The organism is Bacteroides clarus YIT 12056 (assembly GCF_900129655.1).
GTDB lineage: Bacteria > Bacteroidota > Bacteroidia > Bacteroidales > Bacteroidaceae > Bacteroides > Bacteroides clarus.
In genome coordinates this window covers 160971-181813 of the sequence record NZ_FQWK01000004.1, presented here as the reverse complement: position 1 = coordinate 181813, position 20843 = coordinate 160971, and the positions used below count along the sequence as shown (strand labels likewise).

Annotated in this window: 16 protein-coding genes; 10 read left to right on the top strand and 6 right to left on the bottom strand. The window is 43.8% G+C overall.

The window, feature by feature from the left end:
* Positions 1–19 precede the first annotated feature (19 nt).
* Together BUB52_RS08135 and BUB52_RS08130 are read left to right on the top strand one after the other, a co-directional pair.
* Entirely contained in the window at positions 20–3406 is a 3387-nt protein-coding gene (locus BUB52_RS08135; RefSeq protein WP_009121062.1) for a UvrD-helicase domain-containing protein, read from the top strand.
* The gene (locus tag BUB52_RS08130; RefSeq protein WP_009121063.1) at positions 3403–6294 is read left to right on the top strand and encodes a PD-(D/E)XK nuclease family protein; all 2892 of its coding nucleotides are present in this window, start codon (positions 3403–3405) and stop codon (positions 6292–6294) included. The genes BUB52_RS08135 and BUB52_RS08130 overlap by 4 nt, the downstream gene beginning before the upstream one ends.
* Before the next feature lie 65 nt (positions 6295–6359).
* Here BUB52_RS08130 and BUB52_RS08125 read toward each other — a convergent pair whose 3' ends face one another.
* The 5 genes from BUB52_RS08125 to BUB52_RS08105 form a co-directional block, all read right to left on the bottom strand.
* Entirely contained in the window at positions 6360–7487 is a 1128-nt protein-coding gene (locus BUB52_RS08125; protein WP_022218807.1) for an ATP-binding response regulator, read from the bottom strand.
* A 41-nt stretch (positions 7488–7528) separates the two neighbouring features.
* Complete coding sequence (locus BUB52_RS08120; protein WP_009121065.1) at positions 7529–8464, bottom strand: UDP-glucuronic acid decarboxylase family protein; 936 nt, start codon at positions 8462–8464, stop codon at positions 7529–7531.
* Positions 8465–8582: 118 nt separating this feature from the next.
* Positions 8583–9110 carry an IbrB-like domain-containing protein gene (locus BUB52_RS08115; RefSeq protein ID WP_009121066.1) on the bottom strand — a complete coding sequence of 176 codons (528 nt, stop codon included), beginning with the start codon at positions 9108–9110 and terminating at the stop codon, positions 8583–8585.
* On the bottom strand, positions 9107–10396 hold the full coding sequence (locus BUB52_RS08110) for a DUF3440 domain-containing protein (protein WP_009121067.1): 1290 nt from the start codon (positions 10394–10396) through the stop codon (positions 9107–9109). Before BUB52_RS08110 ends, BUB52_RS08115 begins: the two co-directional genes overlap by 4 nt.
* 2 nt (positions 10397–10398) lie before the next feature.
* Positions 10399–10794 (bottom strand): hypothetical protein, encoded by a 396-nt coding sequence (locus BUB52_RS08105; RefSeq protein WP_009121068.1) that lies wholly within the window; start codon positions 10792–10794, stop codon positions 10399–10401.
* A gap of 640 nt (positions 10795–11434) precedes the next feature.
* Between BUB52_RS08105 and BUB52_RS08100 the strand changes: the two genes are divergently transcribed.
* From BUB52_RS08100 to BUB52_RS08080, 5 genes are all read left to right on the top strand, one after another.
* A complete protein-coding gene (locus BUB52_RS08100; RefSeq protein ID WP_009121070.1) occupies positions 11435–13192 on the top strand; it encodes a hypothetical protein in 1758 nt (585 codons plus the stop codon).
* Positions 13193–13206: 14 nt separating this feature from the next.
* Positions 13207–14781, top strand: coding sequence for a DUF5723 family protein (locus BUB52_RS08095; RefSeq protein WP_009121071.1), 1575 nt, complete (start codon positions 13207–13209; stop codon positions 14779–14781).
* A 25-nt stretch (positions 14782–14806) separates the two neighbouring features.
* Complete coding sequence (locus BUB52_RS08090; RefSeq protein ID WP_009121072.1) at positions 14807–16249, top strand: DUF3868 domain-containing protein; 1443 nt, start codon at positions 14807–14809, stop codon at positions 16247–16249.
* Positions 16250–16338: 89 nt separating this feature from the next.
* A complete protein-coding gene (locus BUB52_RS08085; protein ID WP_009121073.1) occupies positions 16339–16890 on the top strand; it encodes a chromate transporter in 552 nt (183 codons plus the stop codon).
* The gene (locus BUB52_RS08080) at positions 16887–17411 is read left to right on the top strand and encodes a chromate transporter (RefSeq protein ID WP_009121074.1); all 525 of its coding nucleotides are present in this window, start codon (positions 16887–16889) and stop codon (positions 17409–17411) included. Before BUB52_RS08085 ends, BUB52_RS08080 begins: the two co-directional genes overlap by 4 nt.
* A gap of 8 nt (positions 17412–17419) precedes the next feature.
* On the opposite strand, the gene BUB52_RS08075 is transcribed toward BUB52_RS08080, so the two are convergent.
* A complete protein-coding gene (locus BUB52_RS08075) occupies positions 17420–18634 on the bottom strand; it encodes a sugar MFS transporter (RefSeq protein ID WP_009121075.1) in 1215 nt (404 codons plus the stop codon).
* A 128-nt stretch (positions 18635–18762) separates the two neighbouring features.
* On the opposite strand from BUB52_RS08075, the gene BUB52_RS08070 reads away from it, so the two are divergent.
* From BUB52_RS08070 to BUB52_RS08060, 3 genes are all read left to right on the top strand, one after another.
* Positions 18763–19632: an AraC family transcriptional regulator gene (locus BUB52_RS08070; protein ID WP_009121076.1), complete on the top strand. Its 870-nt coding sequence runs from the start codon at positions 18763–18765 to the stop codon at positions 19630–19632.
* A gap of 92 nt (positions 19633–19724) precedes the next feature.
* A complete protein-coding gene (locus BUB52_RS08065; protein ID WP_009121077.1) occupies positions 19725–20144 on the top strand; it encodes a pyridoxamine 5'-phosphate oxidase family protein in 420 nt (139 codons plus the stop codon).
* A gap of 137 nt (positions 20145–20281) precedes the next feature.
* A complete protein-coding gene (locus BUB52_RS08060) occupies positions 20282–20833 on the top strand; it encodes a hypothetical protein (protein ID WP_009121078.1) in 552 nt (183 codons plus the stop codon).
* Positions 20834–20843: the final 10 nt, after the last annotated feature.

Sequence of the window (20843 nt, the reverse complement as noted above, 5' to 3'; positions counted from 1 at the left end):
TTCAAAGCCGCATATCTACATGGAACTATTAGTATATAAAGCCTCGGCCGGTTCGGGAAAGACCTTCACACTGGCTGTGGAATACATCAAGCTTCTGATTCTCAATCCCCGCGCCTATCGGCAGATTCTTGCCGTAACTTTTACCAACAAGGCTACGGCGGAGATGAAAGAGCGTATTTTAACGCAACTTTACGGCATTTGGAAGGCAGACCCTGCATCAGACGCTTACCTGAAACGTATCAAAGAGGATTTGAATTCCTCTTCCCTTTCCGACAAAGAACTGCGCCAACGTGCAGGGATGGCCTTGCAATATATGCTGCACGATTACAGTCGCTTCCGCGTGGAGACAATCGATTCGTTTTTCCAGTCCGTCATGCGCAACCTTGCCCGTGAGCTGGAACTCAGCCCCAATCTGAACATCGAACTGAATAACGCCGATGTGCTGAGCGACGCCGTCGACAGTATGATTGAAAAACTGACTCCCTCTTCACCCGTATTGGCTTGGCTATTGGATTACATCAACGAACGCATTGCCGATGACAAACGCTGGAATGTCTCCAATGAAGTCAAGAGTTTCGGACGGAACATCTTCGATGAAAGTTATATAGAACGCGGCGAAGGACTGCGTCTCAAACTTCGTTCGCCCGAAACAATCAAACTTTATCGTGACGTGCTGCGCGAAATGGAGACTGATGCGCTGGAACAGATGAAAGGTTTCTACGACCAGTTCGAAGGAGAGCTGGACGGTCATGCCTTCGTACCCGAAGACTTGAAAGGCGGTGCACGCGGCATAGGCAGCTATTTCCGCAAATTGCGTGACGGGCGGCTGACAGACAAAGACGTACTGAATGCCACCTTACAAAACAGTCTGGCAGATGCCAAAAACTGGACTACAAAAACATCTTCCCGTAAGGATGAGATTATCCGTCTTGCGGAAACCAGTCTGATACCTTTGCTTCAGGATGCAGAAAGGCTGCGCCCGCAGAAAAGCCGTACGATAAACAGTTGCCGCCTCTCGTTGCAACATCTCAACAAATTACAGTTGCTTAACCATATCGATGAAGAAGTACGCACACTGAACCGAGAGCATAACCGGTTTCTGTTATCAGACACCAACGCCCTGTTACATAAATTAGTGCACGAGGGCGATTCTTCCTTCGTATTCGAGAAAATAGGCGCCAACATCCGCAATGTAATGATAGACGAGTTTCAGGATACAAGCCGCATGCAATGGGATAATTTTCGGTTACTGTTGCTCGAAGGGCTTTCACAAGGAGCTGACAGTCTGATTGTGGGTGACGTGAAACAGTCCATCTATCGTTGGCGCAACGGTGATTGGGGAATATTGAACAGCCTGGGAAGCAGTCAATCCCAACCTCAACTCTACAACAACAGTTCCCAACTCTCTTTTCCTTTCCCGGTACGTGTGGAAACATTGAAGGTAAACCGCCGGAGTGAAACGAATGTCATCAATTTCAATAACCGCTTGTTTACCGCTGCGGTAGATTATCTGAATTCCTTGCATTTGGAAGAACTGAAAGAAGAATGCTTTCCGCTGAAACGAGCCTATGCCGATGTAGCCCAGGAATCTCCTAAAACAGACAGTAAGGGCTATGTCAAAGTTTCTTTCATAGAGCCTGACGAAGAACGGAACTATACCGAAAAAACTTTATCCGCTTTGGGCGAAGAAGTACAAAGACTGCTCTCGGAAGGTGTGAAATTGAATGACATCACCATTCTTGTACGCAAGAATAAGAACATACCGCCTATCGCGGATTATTTCGACAAAGAACTGCATCTTCCCGTCGTATCGGATGAAGCGTTCCGTTTGGATGCGTCTCTTGCCATCTGCATGTTGATAGATGCTCTGCGCTATCTGTCGAATCCGGAAGAAAAGATAGCGAAAGCTTCGCTAATCATGAATTACAAATTACAGATTACGGATGAAAAACAAGTGAAAGCCGATAAGGCAGGAGCAAATGAGAATAAGCTCCGAGAAAACGGAAATATCGCAGGAGCAAACGAAGACAAGCGAGAGGCGAACTTTGCAGAACCGGCAGATTGGCACAATATCTTAACGGCTGATGCAAGAACAGCGCTTCCCGCAGAGTTCGTTTCCCGTATGAACGAACTACGCTTGATGCCGCTATACGAACTACTGGAAGAACTTTTTACACTGTTCAATATGGGCAGCATCGAAAAGCAGGACGCTTACCTGTTCTCTTTCTTCGATGCGGTGACAGAGTATCTGCAAAGTAATTCTTCCGACCTCGACGGCTTTATCCGTTACTGGGACGAAACACTTTGCGCCAAGACAATCCCCAGCGGAGAAATGGACGGCATACGTATCTTCTCCATTCATAAATCCAAAGGACTGGAGTTCCATACCGTCCTCATTCCCTTCTGCGACTGGAAACTGGAGAACGAAACATACAACCAGCTCGTATGGTGCACCGCTCCCGAGTCACCTTATAATGCAATAGACCTTGTTCCCGTCAACTACTCTTCCACAATGGCGGAGTCTGTTTACCGTCAAGACTATCTTGACGAACGCTTGCAACTGTGGGTGGACAATCTGAACCTGCTTTATGTAGCGTTTACCCGCGCCGGGAAGAACCTTATATTATGGAGCAAGAAAGACCAGAAGGGTACGATGGCGGAACTTCTTTCCGCCGCCCTGCCTCAAGTAGCCCAAACGGGTGAAGGCAGTTGGAATGAAGAGGAAAGTGTCTATGAAAGCGGAGAGATATATCCGTCGGGAGAAGAGATTCTTCACTGCGTTCAGAATGAAAAGAACAAAGACACGGATAAGCCGAATGACAAAAGCAAAGTCCTGAACAAGCTTGCCCAGAAGCCCGTCAAGCTTCCGGTGCACATGGAGAGCATGCGCCACGACATCGAATTCCGCCAGTCCAACCGTTCCGCCGACTTCATAGCCGGAGTGGACGAAGCCGAATCCAGCCGGCGTTTCATCAATCGGGGACGTTTGTTGCACACATTGTTCTCTGCCATCGAAACCGAAGTGGATATTGACGATGCCATCAGCCGCCTGGTATTCGAGGGTATTATAGGACGTACCGAAACAGAAGAGGAAATACGGGAACTGACCCGCAAGGCGTTCTCTCAACCGCAAATCAAGGATTGGTATTCGGGCGCATGGCAGTTATTCAACGAATGCGACATCATTTGGCAGGAGAACGGCGAACTCCGCAACCGCCGTCCCGACCGCGTGATGATGCGTGACGGTGTAATCGTGGTTGTAGACTTCAAGTTCGGCAAACCTAACAAGAAATATAACAAGCAGGTGCAAGGATACATAGAATTACTTGTCCGCATGGGGTATGACGCAAATACTATCAGCGGGTATCTGTGGTATGTAGAAGAAGATATAATAGAGAAAGTATGAAAACATTCCTTCAATTAGTAGCCCAAGACCTATATTCCAAAATAGGAAACGACCTGTCACGCACAGCCATCGTATTTCCCAATAAACGCGCCGGCCTGTTCTTTAATGAACATCTGGCAGCCCAAAGCGACCGCCCGTTATGGTCGCCCGCATACGTCAACATCAGCGAACTGTTTCGCCAACTTTCACCCCTGAAATCGGGTGACCCTATCCGGTTGGTGTGCGAGTTGTATAAAGTATTCCGGGAAGAAACCCATAGCGAAGAGCCGTTGGATGATTTCTATTTTTGGGGAGAACTGCTTATCAGTGACTTCGATGACGTAGATAAGAACCTTGTAGATGCCGGCAAACTGTTCAGCAACTTACAGGACTTGAAGAACATCATGGACAGCTACGATTTTCTTGATAAAGAACAGGAAGAAGCCATACAACAATTTTTTCAAAACTTCTCCATTGACAAGCGCACGCAGCTCAAAGAGAAGTTTATCTCCCTTTGGGACAGGCTGGGAGACATTTATAGAAACTACCGGAAGAATCTCTCCGAACTGGGCATCGCTTATGAAGGCATGATGTACCGCCACGTCATAGAACAGCTCGATACAGACCGCCTGCGCTATGACCGCTACGTATTCGTCGGCTTCAACGTGCTGAATAAGGTGGAAACCCGCTTCTTCCAACTTCTGCAGGATGCGGGAAAAGCCATGTTCTACTGGGATTACGATGTGTTCTACACCCGTCTGCCCCACGAACAACAACCACCGTACATCCACGAGGCAGGTGAATTTATCCTGCGCAACTTAAAGCTGTTTCCCAATCAACTGCCCGAAACAGCCTTTGACGTCCTGCGGCATCCCAAGATAGTCCGTTTCATATCCGCTCCGACAGAAAATGCGCAAGCCCGCTACCTGCCCGAATGGGTGCGTACGGTTATGAAAAATCATACCGAAACAAGCAAGGAGAAAGAAAACGCCATCGTATTATGCAATGAATCGCTGTTACTGCCCGTACTGCACTCCATTCCCCCGGAAGTGGAGAACGTCAACATAACTATGGGATTTCCATTGGCGCAGACACCCGTATACAGTTACATCAACGCCCTTATGGAATTGCAGACTACGGGATACCGCAGAGATACGGGACGCTATACGTACGAAACGGTACTTGCCGTATTGAAACACCCCTATACCCGGCAACTGTCTGCCGCCTCCGAAGATTTGGAGAAGCAACTCACCAAAGACAACCGTTTCTACCCTCTTCCGTCGGAGCTTAAAAAAGACGCTTTTCTTGAACGGATATTCACTCCGCAGAACGGAATCTCTTCCATCTGCCGTTATCTCACCGAACTGCTGCGCGAAGTAGCCGTTGTTTACCGTCAGGAAAAGGACGAAGAAGATATTTTCAACCAGCTTTACCGGGAATCACTATTCAAGAGTTATACGCTTGTCAACCGTTTGCTCAGCTTGATAGAGAGCGACGGACTGAGCCTGCAGACAGACACCCTGAAACGTTTGATGAATCGTCTGCTCACCTCAACCAACATCCCGTTTCATGGCGAACCGGCTATCGGCATGCAAGTAATGGGAGTGCTGGAAACACGTAATCTTGACTTCCGTAATCTTATTATGCTGTCCCTCAATGAAGGCCAGCTCCCAAAAGCAGGCGGTGACTCGTCCTTCATTCCTTATAACCTGCGCAAAGCATTCGGCATGACCACCATCGAGCACAAGAACTCGGTATATGCCTATTACTTCTACCGCCTTATACAGCGTGCGGAAAATATCACCTTATTATACGATACGGCATCCGACGGTTTGAACCGAGGTGAAATGTCACGTTTCATGCTCCAATTCCTCGTAGAGTCTCCACACGACATCTCACGCGAATATCTGGAAGCGGGACAATCTCCCCAACACAGCCGTGAGATAGAAATACATAAGACGGATGAGGTACTATCACGAATGTACAACACATACGACATCCGGCGACATCCGAATGCGCTCTTTTCGCCTTCGGCACTCAATACCTACCTCGATTGCCGGCTAAAGTTCTACTACCGCTACGTTGCCGGACTGAAAGCCCCCGATGAGGTCAGTGCAGAGATTGACTCCGCCTTGTTCGGAACCATCTTCCACCGTTCTGCCGAACTGGTATATCAAGACCTTACCGCCAATGGAAAAGAGATACGCAAAGAAGATTTGGAACAACTGCTCCGTAATGACGTTAAACTGCAAACTTACGTAGACACCGCCTTCAAAGAAGAACTTTTTCATGTACCGGCCGACGAGCGTCCCGAATATAACGGCACACAGCTCGTTCACTCCAAAGTCATTGCTTCCTATTTGCGGCAACTGCTCCGTAATGACTTGCAATATGCTCCTTTCCACATGGAAGCCATGGAACAAAAAGTAACGGAAACCATAGAAGTAAATACTCCCTTGGGAACTCTGCCTTTAAATATTGGTGGAACGATAGACCGGATGGATAGTAAAAACGATACCCTGCGTATTGTGGACTATAAGACAGGCGGTACTCCCAAAACTCCTGAGAACATAGAACAACTGTTTACTCCAGCCGATAACCGTCCGAGTTATATCTTCCAGACTTTCCTGTATGCCGCCATCATGTGCCGCAAACAAACCTTGAAAGTAGCCCCCTCCCTGCTATACATTCATCGTGCCGCGTCCGAAAGCTACTCGCCCGTCATCGAAATGGGTGCACCGCGTCAGCCTAAAGTACCGGTTTATAATTTTGCATTTTATGAAGATGATTTTCGGGAGCGGCTATCGGCACTTCTGCAAGAGATATACAATTCCGGGGAGCCCTTCACTCAAACAAAAGATACGAAGAAATGTGAATACTGCGACTTTAAAAGGTTATGTAACAAATAAGGAGGTTGTGTCAATACAAAAAAACGTTTACTATTTGTTTTTTTGTATTGACACAACCTCCTTATTTATTTCTTCAACGGGATAGAGAAATAGAATGTCGATCCTTCTCCTTGCTTGGATGTAAACCACAGCTTACCGCCATTCTTCACGACAAAATCCTGACACAATAGCAATCCTAATCCGGAACCTTCTTCATTGTTAGTACCGAAGGTGCTGAAATGCGTATCGGTATGCAGTAATTTTTTCTGCCCTTCTTCGTCAATCCCGCAACCGTTATCTTTTACGCTGACCACCACCATATCTCCCTGTTCTTCCATTTTCACCAACACTTCGGAGTTTTCATTACTGAATTTAATGGCATTGCTCAACAGATTGCGAATAACGGTTTTCAGCATATCAATATCAGCACAGACAGGTAACTTCTCCGGCTTTTCTTCACGAATGGTAATCTTCTTCAAGCCGGCTATCATATTGAATACATCAATCACGCCGTCCATCACTTCCACTGCATCAATATCCTGATAGACAACATTCAGATTACCGATTTGGCTCTTTGTCCATTTCAGCAGGTTATCCAATAATGAGAAAACATCTTCTGTTGTCCGGTTTGCCATTGTCAGCAGCTCGTGCATCTCGGTGCCAATCTTCTCAACAGGCAGGTTAAGAATCAGCATATTCAGCACCATTTTGATAGAGCCCATCGGAGAACGCAAATCGTGGGCAATCACAGAATACAGCTTGTCACGTCCGGCAATGGTACGCTGCAACTCTTCCGTTTTCTTCAAAATAATACGTTTGGCCGCCACCAATGAAATCTGATGAGTGACGCGAATTATCAGTTCTTCCTTATTGAAAGGCTTGGATATAAAATCATTGGCCCCTACCTGGAAGCCTTTCACAATATCCGTCGTACTGTTCAATGCAGTCAAAAAGATGATTGGAATATCTGCCGTATCGGGGTTTGACTTGAGACGCTGCGCAACTTCAAATCCGCTTAAATCCGGCATCATCACATCCAGCAACACTAAGTCCGGATGTTCTTTTTCCACCTGCTCCAAAGCCTGCTGTCCGTTGTTTGCCGTAGCAATCGCAAACTTCTCATTTGTCAAGAGTACTTTCAACAACAATACGTTGGACATCACATCATCTACGATGAGAATCTTGTACTCGGAAGGATTTATTTCCATGTTCATCTTTGTATTATATTTTTTCCCGTTATCGATATTATATTTATTCAAGAACGATACTTTCCGAAATATTCAATCATGCGGCGCAAGCCTTCCTCCAGCCCGATTGCAGGTTGCCAGAGCAGTTTGCTTTTAGCCAACGTAATGTCGGGTTTTCGTTGTCTCGGATCATCGTGCGGCAACGGTTTGAATATCAGCTTTGATTGGGAGCCTGTCAGCTCGATGACTTTCTCCGCCAGCTCAAGAATGGAGAATTCGCAGGGATTACCCAAATTTATCGGACCGATAAACTCATCTTCCGTATTCATCATCCGCACCATTCCTTCTATCAAGTCGTCCACATACTGAAAACTACGAGTTTGAGCGCCTGAGCCGTAAATCGTAATATCCTCGTTCCGCAATGCCTGAACCACAAAATTAGAAACCACCCGCCCGTCATCAGGCAACATACGCGGACCATATGTATTGAAAATACGTATAATCTTTATGCGTATCCCGTTCTGACGATGATAATCCATAAAAAGCGTTTCGGCGCAACGTTTGCCTTCATCATAACAAGAACGGATTCCGATCGGGTTTACATTTCCCCAATAACTTTCCACTTGGGGATGTATGATAGGATCACCATAGATTTCGCTGGTAGACGCCTGCATGATTTTCGCATTTGTCTTTTTTGCCAGTCCCAACATATTAATAGCTCCCAATACCGAAGTTTTAATAGTTTTTATGGCATCGTGCTGATAATGTATCGGGGATGCGGGACAAGCCAGATTATAAATTTCATCGACCTCCGCCTCATAAGGGAATTCCACATCGTGAAGCACAAATTCAAAATGAGGATTCCCCTTCAGGTGGGCTATATTCTCTTCCGAACCGGTGAAAAGATTATCCAAGCATATTACTTTGTGTCCGTCTTTAATCAACCGGGTACACAGATGAGAGCCTATAAAGCCGGCACCACCGCTAACCAATATTTTTTTCATGCAGCACTATATTTCTATATGTCCGAAGACCATACAATCTGTTTGTTTTGCTTATGTGCTGACAAATGTAGGCGATTTGGTTAAAATATGCAAGTTTGTAAAAGGATTATTTCAATTGTCAGGGAATATATTCCGGCTTGTTATCAGGAATACTGAAATCTTTATTGGCAAACAAGTCTGCCAAACCCGAAATTTGCTTTAAACGAAGTAGCTCGTCACGGTCCATTCCTATATTCTTCATGATCCACTGGTCGGACATGCCGGCATGATCCAGTTCGGCGACAATATTACACATCAGCTCGATGTTATGTGTTCCACGCGCACGGTTATGGCGGATTGTGGATGCCATACGGTTGGACAATTCCTTATCAATCACAACGACCGGCAACAAACCGTTCTCGCGCTGATAAATCCGTTTGGAAGTTTTCAACACCTGATAGCGGTGGTATCCGTCTACCAAAATATAGTTGTCTTTCTCCCGGTCGTAATAGCAGACGCAGGGCATTGTAAAACCATCTTCCCAGATGGACAGTTCCAACAGTTTCATTTCGGGCGGCGCCACTACATTCGGATTATAATCATTGGCTTGTATCTTTTCTATGGGAACCGCTTTTACATTGTATACCGGACTTTTATCTACACTCATAGCATCATATTTTTGAATTGTTCCATTATTTTGTCTCGCTTGTATATCTCTTCTTTAGTCAGGGCAAATCCCATGTATTTACACGCATGGTCATTCTTCAAAATACAAATGCACATACGTTTATAAGTAGGTATCTCCCTGAATTCCGTAATATCGATATCATCCAGATAATCCATGCGGACAGGTTTCTTGTTTGTTTTGTAATTGGTATAGTTCACCACTTCGATGGGGATACCCGCATCCTGTAATTTTTTTATGGTATTCTCGCTAAGACATCCTCCTTTGGTTCGCCAGAACTCGATGCTGACGGTCAATTTCTTCAAATAGTTGCGCCGGGTTTCTTCGGGCAAGGTAGAAAGCAGAAACTGCATAAAGCCTTTCCACGTATAGCCTTTCGGGATGCGTACGCTCTGCCATCCCATAGCGTGAGTACCGCCATAAATACCTGTAAAGTTCACTCCATTGACACGTCCTATCATTTTTCCCCAAGTATTAGGGTCTATCACTTTATACAACGCAAGGCTCTCCTGCGCCTCGCACAGAAACGGGCTGGCCACACGCTGGCGTTCTATATTGACACCTGCCTTATAATACAAGTCGTACAAATGGTTATAATCGAAGCCGAACTTTCCATTGGCAGTCCAGATATCCGTCGTTTTCCAGTCGTAGATGGGATAAGCGTTGAATATGTCGTTGCCTATTTTGGAAGTCCACCTGTAATTATGATACATCTGATATTTGCGGTTCAGATGAATACTGCGCCAGCGGTTGAAGCTCTCCTGCGTGCGAATACCTATAAGGAAACAGGTACGCACCGCATCTTTTCGCAGATGCAGCCATTTGGCAAAATGCATCTGATACTCATAATCCCACATATTCTCCGTATAGAACGGAAAAGCCTCTTTCGTATAAGAGCCCGGAGGCATCTGACGCACCCAAAGTTCTTTCATGCTCTCATCCCAGGGACGCCAATAACTCTGATACATGGATGTGCAAGTAGTAACCTTGAAAGGGACACATACCCGATAGACTTCCAAAATATCCTTATTGGCTTCCAATATACGGTCTACATAATCTATGGTTACGGTATATTGTATCTCATAATCCATATGAAACACACATAACTTTCGCTTTAAATTATTGCGCCGGATGTAATCTATGCATAAGTTCAGCAATACGCCACTGTCTTTCCCGCCGGAAAACGACACGCATATTGTATCGAACTCTCTAAAAATCAGTTCTAAACGTTCCTGCGCAAGTTCGTATACATTTTTAGATGCGGCCATACTTATTTATCTTTTTTCATTTTCACGTAGCGAGTCCAGACCTTTTCCTCCGAAAAGCCTAATTCCTTAAAAAGAGAACAGTGCTCCATGAAAGTAACCGAAGTCAGTTCCTTACTCGCAGTCGTCTCCGATATAACTTTCTCTAATAATAGTTTCAGCGTACTTTCATTATTACCTTCTATATAATAATTATTAATGATACACTCTTTCTTCTTTTCTTCTACCGGTATAAAACCTATGACTTTCTTTTTGTCTACTGCCACAAACCAAACAAAATCTTCCGATGTACGGAAGGGGTAGTTATAATTCTGCTTTAAGATATCAGGATTCATCACCAATGGTGCTACAAGCTCATATAGCCGCTTGTCCGTTCCTTGTAGTTGTATAATCTGTATCATCCTGTATTGGCGGTTTAATATTTTCGAATGTTCAAAGATAAATATTAAACTTTACGACTTAAGCACTTTTTAAGCAGTTTTAAGAATAAAGATTTTACATGCCATGATTTATGTTTCCTATATAAAACCATAGTACACTGATAAACAAAAAATATAAAAGTTACACTATCTCAGTATCGGCTTTAACTCCCAAGCCCGCCACCTGCGGACTGATAACTTCTCTAACTCCTTTTCACTCCTGACTTGCATATCTCAGTACAATCCGTTTCTTTGTTTAAGAGGTTGGGCTGCTAATGCTTATTCGTTCCACCATGGAAAAGTTTTCGTTCCACCGTGGAGAAACTTTTGTTCCATCATGGGGAAGTTTCTGTTCCACCATGGTGGAACGAATAAATATTGGCAATGTCTCTTCTTATTAAAGACATGAACGATTTTCAACGTAACGATTTTGTTCCTAAGGCAAATAAGCAACCTTATTTCACTTACCAACTTATTTTTTAACGGCTTATCAGCTATTAATTAAATAAAATTCATACATTTGCGCAGATTTTAGAAGATAGCCTAAAATACCTTTTATCTGTTCTATTTTTCCATATATTGAATATAAATAAACAACAAAACAATTATAAACAATAAAATTATGATTCTAAACGCAAAGAAAAGACCGCTTATAGCCGTGGCCTTATTATTAACATCGTTAGGAATAACTACATCGTGTATCGATAACAGTTATGACTTGAACAAGGATATCGACATGACAATCAGTGCCGGTGGCGAACATTTGGCGATTCCTGTGGGATATACGGAGAAGATCACGCTGGATAAAATCATTGAGATTGAAGAAGGAGATGATTTACAACTGGTAGACGGAGAATACCATCTGTTGAAAGCGGATGAGATGGCGGGAACGGAAACAGAAGTCGCAACAGTTACAGTTGACCCATCTACAAATAATATAGATGCCATCAAAGTATATGACAGCAATCAACCAAGTTCTTATAATACAGAGCATACTGTAAGTAATGTAAAATCTCAAGGTGAGATTAACATTAAAGCCCAAAAAATTGACAAAGCTGTAATAGAAATCGGAGCATTGACTGCCGAAAATCCAACAAAATTATACATAAAATTTGTTATTGAAGCAGATAATACTCTCACCTATAATAGCGTCACCATTGATAAAATGGAAATAGCATTCCCTAATTTCATTAAATTTAAGGAAGGACAAGAGGGGTTGATTGGCAACACGTTAACCTTAAGAGATAAAACAATATCTTCTAACAATGATACCCACGAACTGGATATCATCGGATATGAATTTGGAAGCCGATACGGAGAAGGAATAGCCGTAGAAGGAGAGAACAACGAAAAATTTATCAACATAAATAACGAGTTTATCAAAGTAGTAACTACCGTAACAGTGACCAACATCAGCGGTACAGGAACACTGAATATCAAGCCGACTGCCATTTTAAACGAAATGACAGTCAATAAAGTCTTTGGAACCATCAAACCTGATATGAACGTAGAAACCACCAATGTGGAACTGACCAATCTTCCTGACTTCCTGCAAGATGATGAGGTAAAATTAGATATTACCAATCCTATCTTCTCATTCAAAGCCAACAACCCGTTGCAAACGAATATTGAGATGGATGGAGTTATGACCGGATACAAAAACGGCCAAGTAACCAAAGTCGTAAAGATAGGTAGTGGTAATGGCGGCAATTCTATAATTTTAAAACCCAGTGGAGATAACCAACAAACAATTTCTTTAACACGTGTTGCAACCGCAATTGAGGGAGCTACCAATGTTGTTGTACCCAATTTGAATGACATAATCGAAACCATACCCGACTACATAACAGTGGATTTGGAACCGACTGTAAAATCTGACGATTATTACAATGTGGAATTAGGACAAAAATACATTTTAAATAGCAGTTATGATATTGATGTTCCCCTCAACTTCGGCAGCAACCTGAAGATCGTATATGATGAAACCATCGACAATTTCGACCTCGACCTTGAAGATGTAGACATCAAGAAAGCCATTCTCTCTATCAACGCTGTCAACACCATTCCTTTGGCAATGGAAATCAAAAACGAAAATGTAAGCGCACTGGATGCCAATGGAAACGTAATAAAAGACATTGACGTGACCGTAGAAGGAACCATCACGGAAAGCAAAGACGGTAAAGCCGAAGTTTCAAGTACGCTCAATATCAACCTGAACGAAACCGCAGAAGGCGCTATCAGTAAGTTGGACGGTCTGAAGCTGAAAGTTACAGCCGTACCGGGACAAGCAACCGACGTTCAGTTATTAAGTACACAATGGTTACAGCTTACAGACATGAAACTCAAAATACCTAACGGTATCAAAGTTGATTTGAACTAATAGAAATATATTTCATGCGATACAAACAAAAGATTCAACAATCATATATAACGAAACGAATGAAAACAAATGTTTTAGCGATTATACTGTCCGGAGCAGTAGCGACACTTGCAATCAGTGACGCAATGGCACAGACACAGAACAGCCGTTCAACCTATTTTCTGGAAGGAAGCACCTACCGTCACGAACTAAATCCCGCCTTCATGGGCGAACGTGGCTATGTCAGCCTTCCCGGCTTGGGAAATCTTACCATCGGAGCGCAATCCACAGGTGGTGTAGGTGACTTTATCTTCAAGAAAGCCAACGGTGACCTCACTACATTTATGAACGAAGAAGTCAGCAGCGCCGAATTCCTGAAAGGGCTGCCCAAAAGACTGAAAGTAGGCGTCAATGTAGACGAATCAATCCTTTCCTTAGGTTTTCATGCCTGGGGCGGTTTCAATACGCTCGGTATTTCCGTTAAGTCAAACACTAACTTCTTCATGCCCGATGAACTCTTTAAGTTCATGAAAAACGGAGTAGCCAGCGAAACAGGAAGCAGCTACAATGTGAAGAACCTGAATATCGTATCTACCAACTATGCGGAAATCGCTTTCGGCCACGCACGCGAAATCAACGAACGCCTGACAGTAGGCGCCAAAGTAAAGGCACTCGTGGGATTGGCGAAAGCAACCATGCACATCGACGAGCTGAACATCCTTGCCTCTCAGGACAAATGGACCATCACTCCGAAGAATGCCGAACTATATATGTCTGCCAAAGGTCTTATTGTACCCACTAAAGGCGAAACCGGCAACTATCAGGAAGACGACTATATCTTGGATGCCAACGGAGACAGAACACAAACTTTGAAAGAAGGTACCGACGGACAGATTTCTTACGATGATTTGGATTTCGATACAGACAACCTCGGTCCCACAGGCTTCGGTATGGCTATCGATTTGGGAGCGACTTACAAGTTGAACGATGAATGGACATTCTCCGCTTCCTTGCTTGACCTCGGTTTCATATCATGGAAGAATACCACCAAAGGCACAATGAGCAAAGACTTTACGTTCGACGGCTTTAGCGAAATCTCCGTAAAAGACGATGGAAGCAACAATAACAAAAAACTGGATACCCAAGTAGACGAACTGGTAGACGACCTGGCGGACTTGGCAAAGTTCGATAAAGTGGGCGAAGGAATGAAGCGTACCACCGCCCTTGCGGCTACCTTGCACCTGGGCGCTCAATACACTCTGCCCGCTTACGACCGTCTGAACTTCGGTTTCCTCTCCACCACCCGCATGCAAGGTAAGCACTCGTGGACAGAAGCACGCGTTTCTGCCAATGTCGCTCCCCTTTCTTGGTTTGAAGCATCGGTAAACTACGCTCTGTCTAATTTCGGTTCCGACGCCGGCATCATGTTGAATTTCCACCCGCGCGGTTTCAACTTCTTCATCGGCGCAGATGTTCCCATGTGTAAATACGAACCGGCCTACTACGCTCCTATCAGCCGTGCTGCCGTCAACGTAAATCTGGGTATCAACTTCACTTTCGGACCGAAGTACAAGCGTAAATACAAAACGGTAGAAACCCAATCACTCTAAATTCATCAACTAAAACAAGAAGAATATGAAAAAAATATATTGCCTGCTGTTTGCCATGCTGCCATTGGCCGCGATGGCAGGTGAAGTAAAAGTCACCAAACCGGCATTGACCTTGGAAAACGATACGCTGACATTGGACTTTAAGTTTAATATGGAAGCTGTAAAAGTGAACAGTACCCAATCTTACGCTTTTACTCCGGTATTGTTTGCCGGAAAGAACTACAAGACCTTGCCGCCCGTTGTTGTGACCGGAAAGAGCAAGTTCAAGATGCGTCACAAAGACCGTAAGCTTGCCAAGAAAGGATATTACAACGCGCCTTATACCGTCATCAAAGGTAAGTCTGCCGACCGCCGGAACCTGGTGGACTATACCGTACGCATTCCCTACGAAGAATGGATGAGCCAAGCGGATATGTGGATATTGCAGGAAGGAAGAAAGAAATACGGTTGTCTGCTGGATTTACCCGAGATTCAGGTAATAGAGCCGGTGGTTGTAGTGGAAGAAGAACCGTTGCCACAAAAAGGTTCCATCTGCGAGCCTTGCATGAGCATGGTATCCTACCTTACTCCGACGGAAGAACCTCTGAAAGTGCGTTCGGAACAAAATACCCTGTATATAGAATATGCAGTAGGTGGTACGGAATTCAAAGCCGACTTCAAAAACAACTCCGCCGAGCTCCAAAAGCTGAAAGAAACGCTGAATCCGCTGACCGAAGGCGATTTGGTAACTTTCAAAGCCATCAACGTATGCGGATACGCTTCACCCGACGGCTCTGCCAAGACCAACGACCGTGTGGCAACAAAACGCGCCGACTCTTTTGCTCTTTACCTGAGAGGAAGCTATCACTTCCCGGACAGCATACTGAACGTGACCTCTGCCGGTGAAGATTGGGAGAGCCTTGTTAAGATGCTCGAAGAAGACAAGCCCGTATATGCAGAAAAAGCATTGGAAATCATCAATAAATATACCAACCCCGACGTGCGTGAGGCCAGACTGAAATCGGGACTGGGCGCCGCTTCTTACCGTGCCATGATGAATGAATATTATCCTCGTCTGCGTCGTCTGTCCATCGCTATCGATTACGAAATACGCGAAGTACGTAACTCCGAAGCCGCAACGTTGATTTATACCAATCCCAAAATGCTGAACTTGCAGGAAATGTACGGCGTAGCCAAAAATTTCCAACCGGGAACAAAAGAATATAAAGAAGTCTACGAAATAGCCGCTACCAACTATCCGGCAGATATTGTAGCCAATATCAACGCAGCTTCCGCCAACATCGTTTATGGTGACTTTGACCGTGCGGAACAATACATGGAAAGAGTAAAAGACGATCCCCGTGCATGGAATAACCTGGGCGTATTGGCATGGCTGTCGGGAGATACCGAGATAGCAAAGGAATGGTTCACCAAAGCCTTGACTATAGAACCGGACAAAGCACAGGAGAACCTTAATAAGATGAAGTAATTCCATCTTTACATAAGACATGAAAGAGTTGCAATAACGGGATTTTTTCCCTATATTGCAACTCTTTTAGTATAGATACAAGAAAGAAAATGAAGTACCTGATTCTATTCCTTACATTTGCCAAAATCGGTATGTTTACCATTGGTGGCGGCTATGCCATGATACCCCTTATTGAACGGGAAATTGTAAATAAAAAATGGATGACTAAAGATGATTTCATGGAGATGTTCGCGCTAACCCAATCGCTACCGGGAGTATTTGCGGTAAACATATCCATCTTTGTAGGCTACAAACTGCATAAGGTAAAAGGCAGTCTGGTATGCGCCCTGGCTACCATACTTCCGTCTTTCGTCATTATGATGCTGATAGCCATGTTCTTTGCGCACTTTCAGGATAATCAGACTATGATACGCATCTTCAATGGCATCCGCCCGGCGGTGGTCGCTTTAATCGTATTTCCCTGTATTTCCGCCGCACGCGCCTTGAAACTGAAATACCGGCAACTGGTACTTCCCGCCATCGCCACATTGCTTATTTGGCAATGCGGTCTGTCACCTGTATATATCGTACTGGCAGGAATTGCAGGCGGACTGATTTACACATTATGGTTAAAAGATAAACTGACAAAACTACAAGCATGATTTACTGGCAATTAATTTTAGTATATCTAAAAATCGGGATGTTCGGATTCGGTGGCGGCTATGCCATGCTTTCCTTAATTCAATATGAAGTAGTAGACCATTATCACTGGCTCACGCTCCAGCAATTTACCGATGTTGTGGCCATCTCACAAATGACTCCGGGACCTATCGGCATCAACAGCGCCACTTATGTAGGCTATACCGTTACTCAAAGCATATGGGGAGCTATCGCAGCTACGGTGGCAGTCTGTCTGCCCTCGTTCATACTGGTACTGCTCATCTCTTATTTCTTCGTAAAATGCAGGGATAACAAATACATCAAAGCAGCCATGTCGGGACTGTTACCTATGTCTGTCTCACTGATTGCCGCTGCCGCCTTGTTACTGATGAACAAGGAAAATTTCATAGATTACAAGAGCATCCTAATCTTCGCGGCCGCTTTCGGAGTAACCTGGAAGTGGAATATGCATCCTATCCTGCTGATAATACTTGCAGGAGTAGCCGGATATATCTTATATTGACAAGCTCTTTATCGTACCTTTCCTGCCACGGACAACATCTTGCGCGCATAGCACCATACTACGCAATAAGCCGCCAAAGGTACGGTAAATGCCATTACCATTGTTGTGTAATCTGCTACAAGTCCCATTAACAAAGGCCCCACTACCCCGCCTACCGGAGACATCATCAGGAAAGAAGAAGCGCGCTTGGTATGGTTACCCAGCCCTCTCAGAGAAAGGGCAAAAATCGTGGGGAACATAATAGCCTCGAAGGCATATCCGCAGAGCAACGCTATCAATGACACCATACCGACATCAAGCAATACCACCAAAGTAGTCACCACCGTTCCCGTAGCGCAGACCAGCAACATTTTCTCCGCACGTACACGCCCCATAATCCAACTGCCCGCAAAACGTCCCAGCATAAATAAGCCCAGTCCGCCGAATGAGAGTACCAATGAAGCTTCACGGGCATTCATCCATCCTTGTTCCACTACATAATTGATAAAAAAGCTATTAATGGAAATTTCACCTATCTCATAAGCAAACAGAGCCAATAAGCCAAAGATAAAGAGTTTATGCGACCATAACCCTATTTTGTGCCCGGCCTCATCCACCTCTACACCATGCTCTATTTCGGGCAGCTTAATTTTCGAGAAAACCAGCGCCACCAGCAACACCACTATCCCCATACCGACATAAGGTAGCGCCACATTGCCCGCACTGCCGCTCCCGTCTTCCGAAAACAAAAGCAATCCTGCCAGTACAGGGGCGCAAATACATCCCAATCCATTGAACGACTGAGCAAAGTTCAAACGACTGGCAGCCGTTTCTTTTGCCCCCAATTCCGTAGCATAAGGGTTGGCGGCCGTTTCAAGAAATGTCAGTCCGCAACCGATGACAAAAAGGGCAAACAGAAACATATTGAACGAAAGATAATATTGTCCGGGAATAAACAGCAACGACCCGATACCATATAGCAGTAATCCGAAGACTACTCCCCTGCGATATCCGAAACGGCTTATAAACAATCCCGCAGGAATAGCCATTACGAAATAACCCATATACATCATCGCTTGAATAAAAGCCGAATGTGCCTTTGTAATATCCAGCAACTCCTGAAAATGCTTATTCAGCACGTCCAGAATGGCATGTGCAAATCCCCACAGGAAAAAGAGAGAAGTTATCAATATAAAAGGAACAAGATATTGTTCTCCTACCAACGGTATTCGTTTCTGTTTCATAATATAATAATCTCAGACAATCTGTATCAATCAATAAATGCGGCTGTAAAGATAAGCAATAAAAAGAACTGCATAATAAATAATACCGTATCTTTGCGCTCAAAATCTTACAACATAAGTCTTCCGATATGGATATTCCCCGTTATACTTTTCATAAAACAAAATACGGAAGTGAGCTTCTGATTGATATCGTCAATCTGAAATATGTCAAAAAATACTTGAACAAAGGAATCACGCACAAATTGACCTATTACGACATTACGTTCATCACAGAAGGAGAAGGATTTTTTTCTATTGATAATCAAACCTATCAAGCCATACCGGGTGACGTACTATTTTCCCAGCCCGGAGAAATCCGAAGCTGGGATACCACACATATAACCAATGGCTATGCCTTGATTTTTGAAGATAACTTCCTGTCATCTCTTTTTAAAGACTCTCTGTTCGTACAGCATCTTCCTTTTTTCCATCCCGAAAAGACTGCTGCCAAACTGCATCTTTCCAATGAACTATGTCCCCGGATACTTCAACTTTTACGAGAAATAAAAAAGGAAATTGACGCATACAAACAGAATGATATACATGTACTGAGAGCATTACTCTATGAAACGCTCATGTTACTTCATCGAGCTTATCTGAATATGGAATCTCCGAAAAACAGGCTTAAGGAAGCAAGCAACATGCACATCAACAAATTCATACGACTGGTCAGTAAGAATCTGAAAGAAGAACATTCCGTCAAGTTTTATGCGGATAAACTTTGTATCACTCCTAATTATCTGAATGAGATTGTCACTTCCGCTCTGAATGTCAGCGCTAAACAATATATTCAAAACAAAATTATGGATGAAGCCAAAAAACTGCTCAGTTACACAGAACTATCCATATCGGAAATAGCATTTGAGCTACACTTCTCAACAGTTTCCTATTTTACACGTACTTTTCGTCAATATACAGGCGAAACGGCACTCTCATACCGGAAAAATCATAAACCTTGAAAAGTATCATTTTCTCCTTCATTTTTATTGCAACTGTTTCCCATATCACACTTACCTTTGCCCCAACATAACCCCTTAAAATAAAATTAATTATGAAAGATGTAGAAAAAACAGTAGGTGGCATGATTGACAAGCAGAAAACAGCTTTTATAGGTTCAATTGATGCGGAAGGATTTCCCAATATCAAAGCCATGTTACAACCCAGAAAAAGAGAAGGAATAAGAAGCATTTATCTTACGACTAATACTTCTTCTATGCGTGTAGCACAATTCCGAAAGGATAATCATGCCTGTATTTATTTCTGCGATAATCGCTTCTTCAGAGGTGTCATGCTACGCGGCACAATGGAAATTCTGACCGATAACGCCAGTAAAGAAATGATATGGCAAGAGGGTGATACCATGTATTATAAAGAGGGAGTTACCGACCCGGATTACTGTGTCCTCAAATTTACCGCCACTTCCGGAAGATATTACAGTAACTTCAAATCAGAAAATTTCAGTATTGATTAATGAGCATTCATCCCCATAAATTTATCTCTCAAATTACTTTCCGACAAAAAAATATCCTACATTTGTAAGACATTGATTAGAGGTACCCGCATTAATATTTCCGACAACAACAAATATGCGCTTTTAATTTATATATTATGGATAAGAACTATTGGAAAGAAGCCTATAAAGAATACTGGGAAATATCCAGCAAGAAAGAGATATTCGTGAAAGAACTGATAGAAAGCAAAACAGGCTTTAAAACGCTGGAAGTAGGCCTCGGAGCCGGAAGCGAAGATTTTCTATCGGGGAGTGCATCAGACTATGGTTTAACGAAAGGAGACGCCGATTTATATGTAATCGTCCCCGATACGTATGTAGAAGTTACAGGTCCTAATATAAGCGTCAAGCCGGAAGACACACTGTGGATCAGACCGGATAAAGTCAAAAACTCTTTCAACAAACAAAAAGCAGGTAAAGGCAAGTTGCACGTCATTGTTCATATTGCAAAAATCAAACCGAATGGAAATATAGCCATAAGAGTTATCATGTTAAACAAAACATTCTTTGAAGCCTGTCGTAAGAAAGAATTTCCACTGATTCAGCGAAACATACGAGGGCTGCAAGAGACCTATTTAAAGTTACCCCCAAAACATGAAACCATCATATCATTCGAGGAGTTTATAGCACTGCTCAAACAGAATAAATAATGTAGAGTTC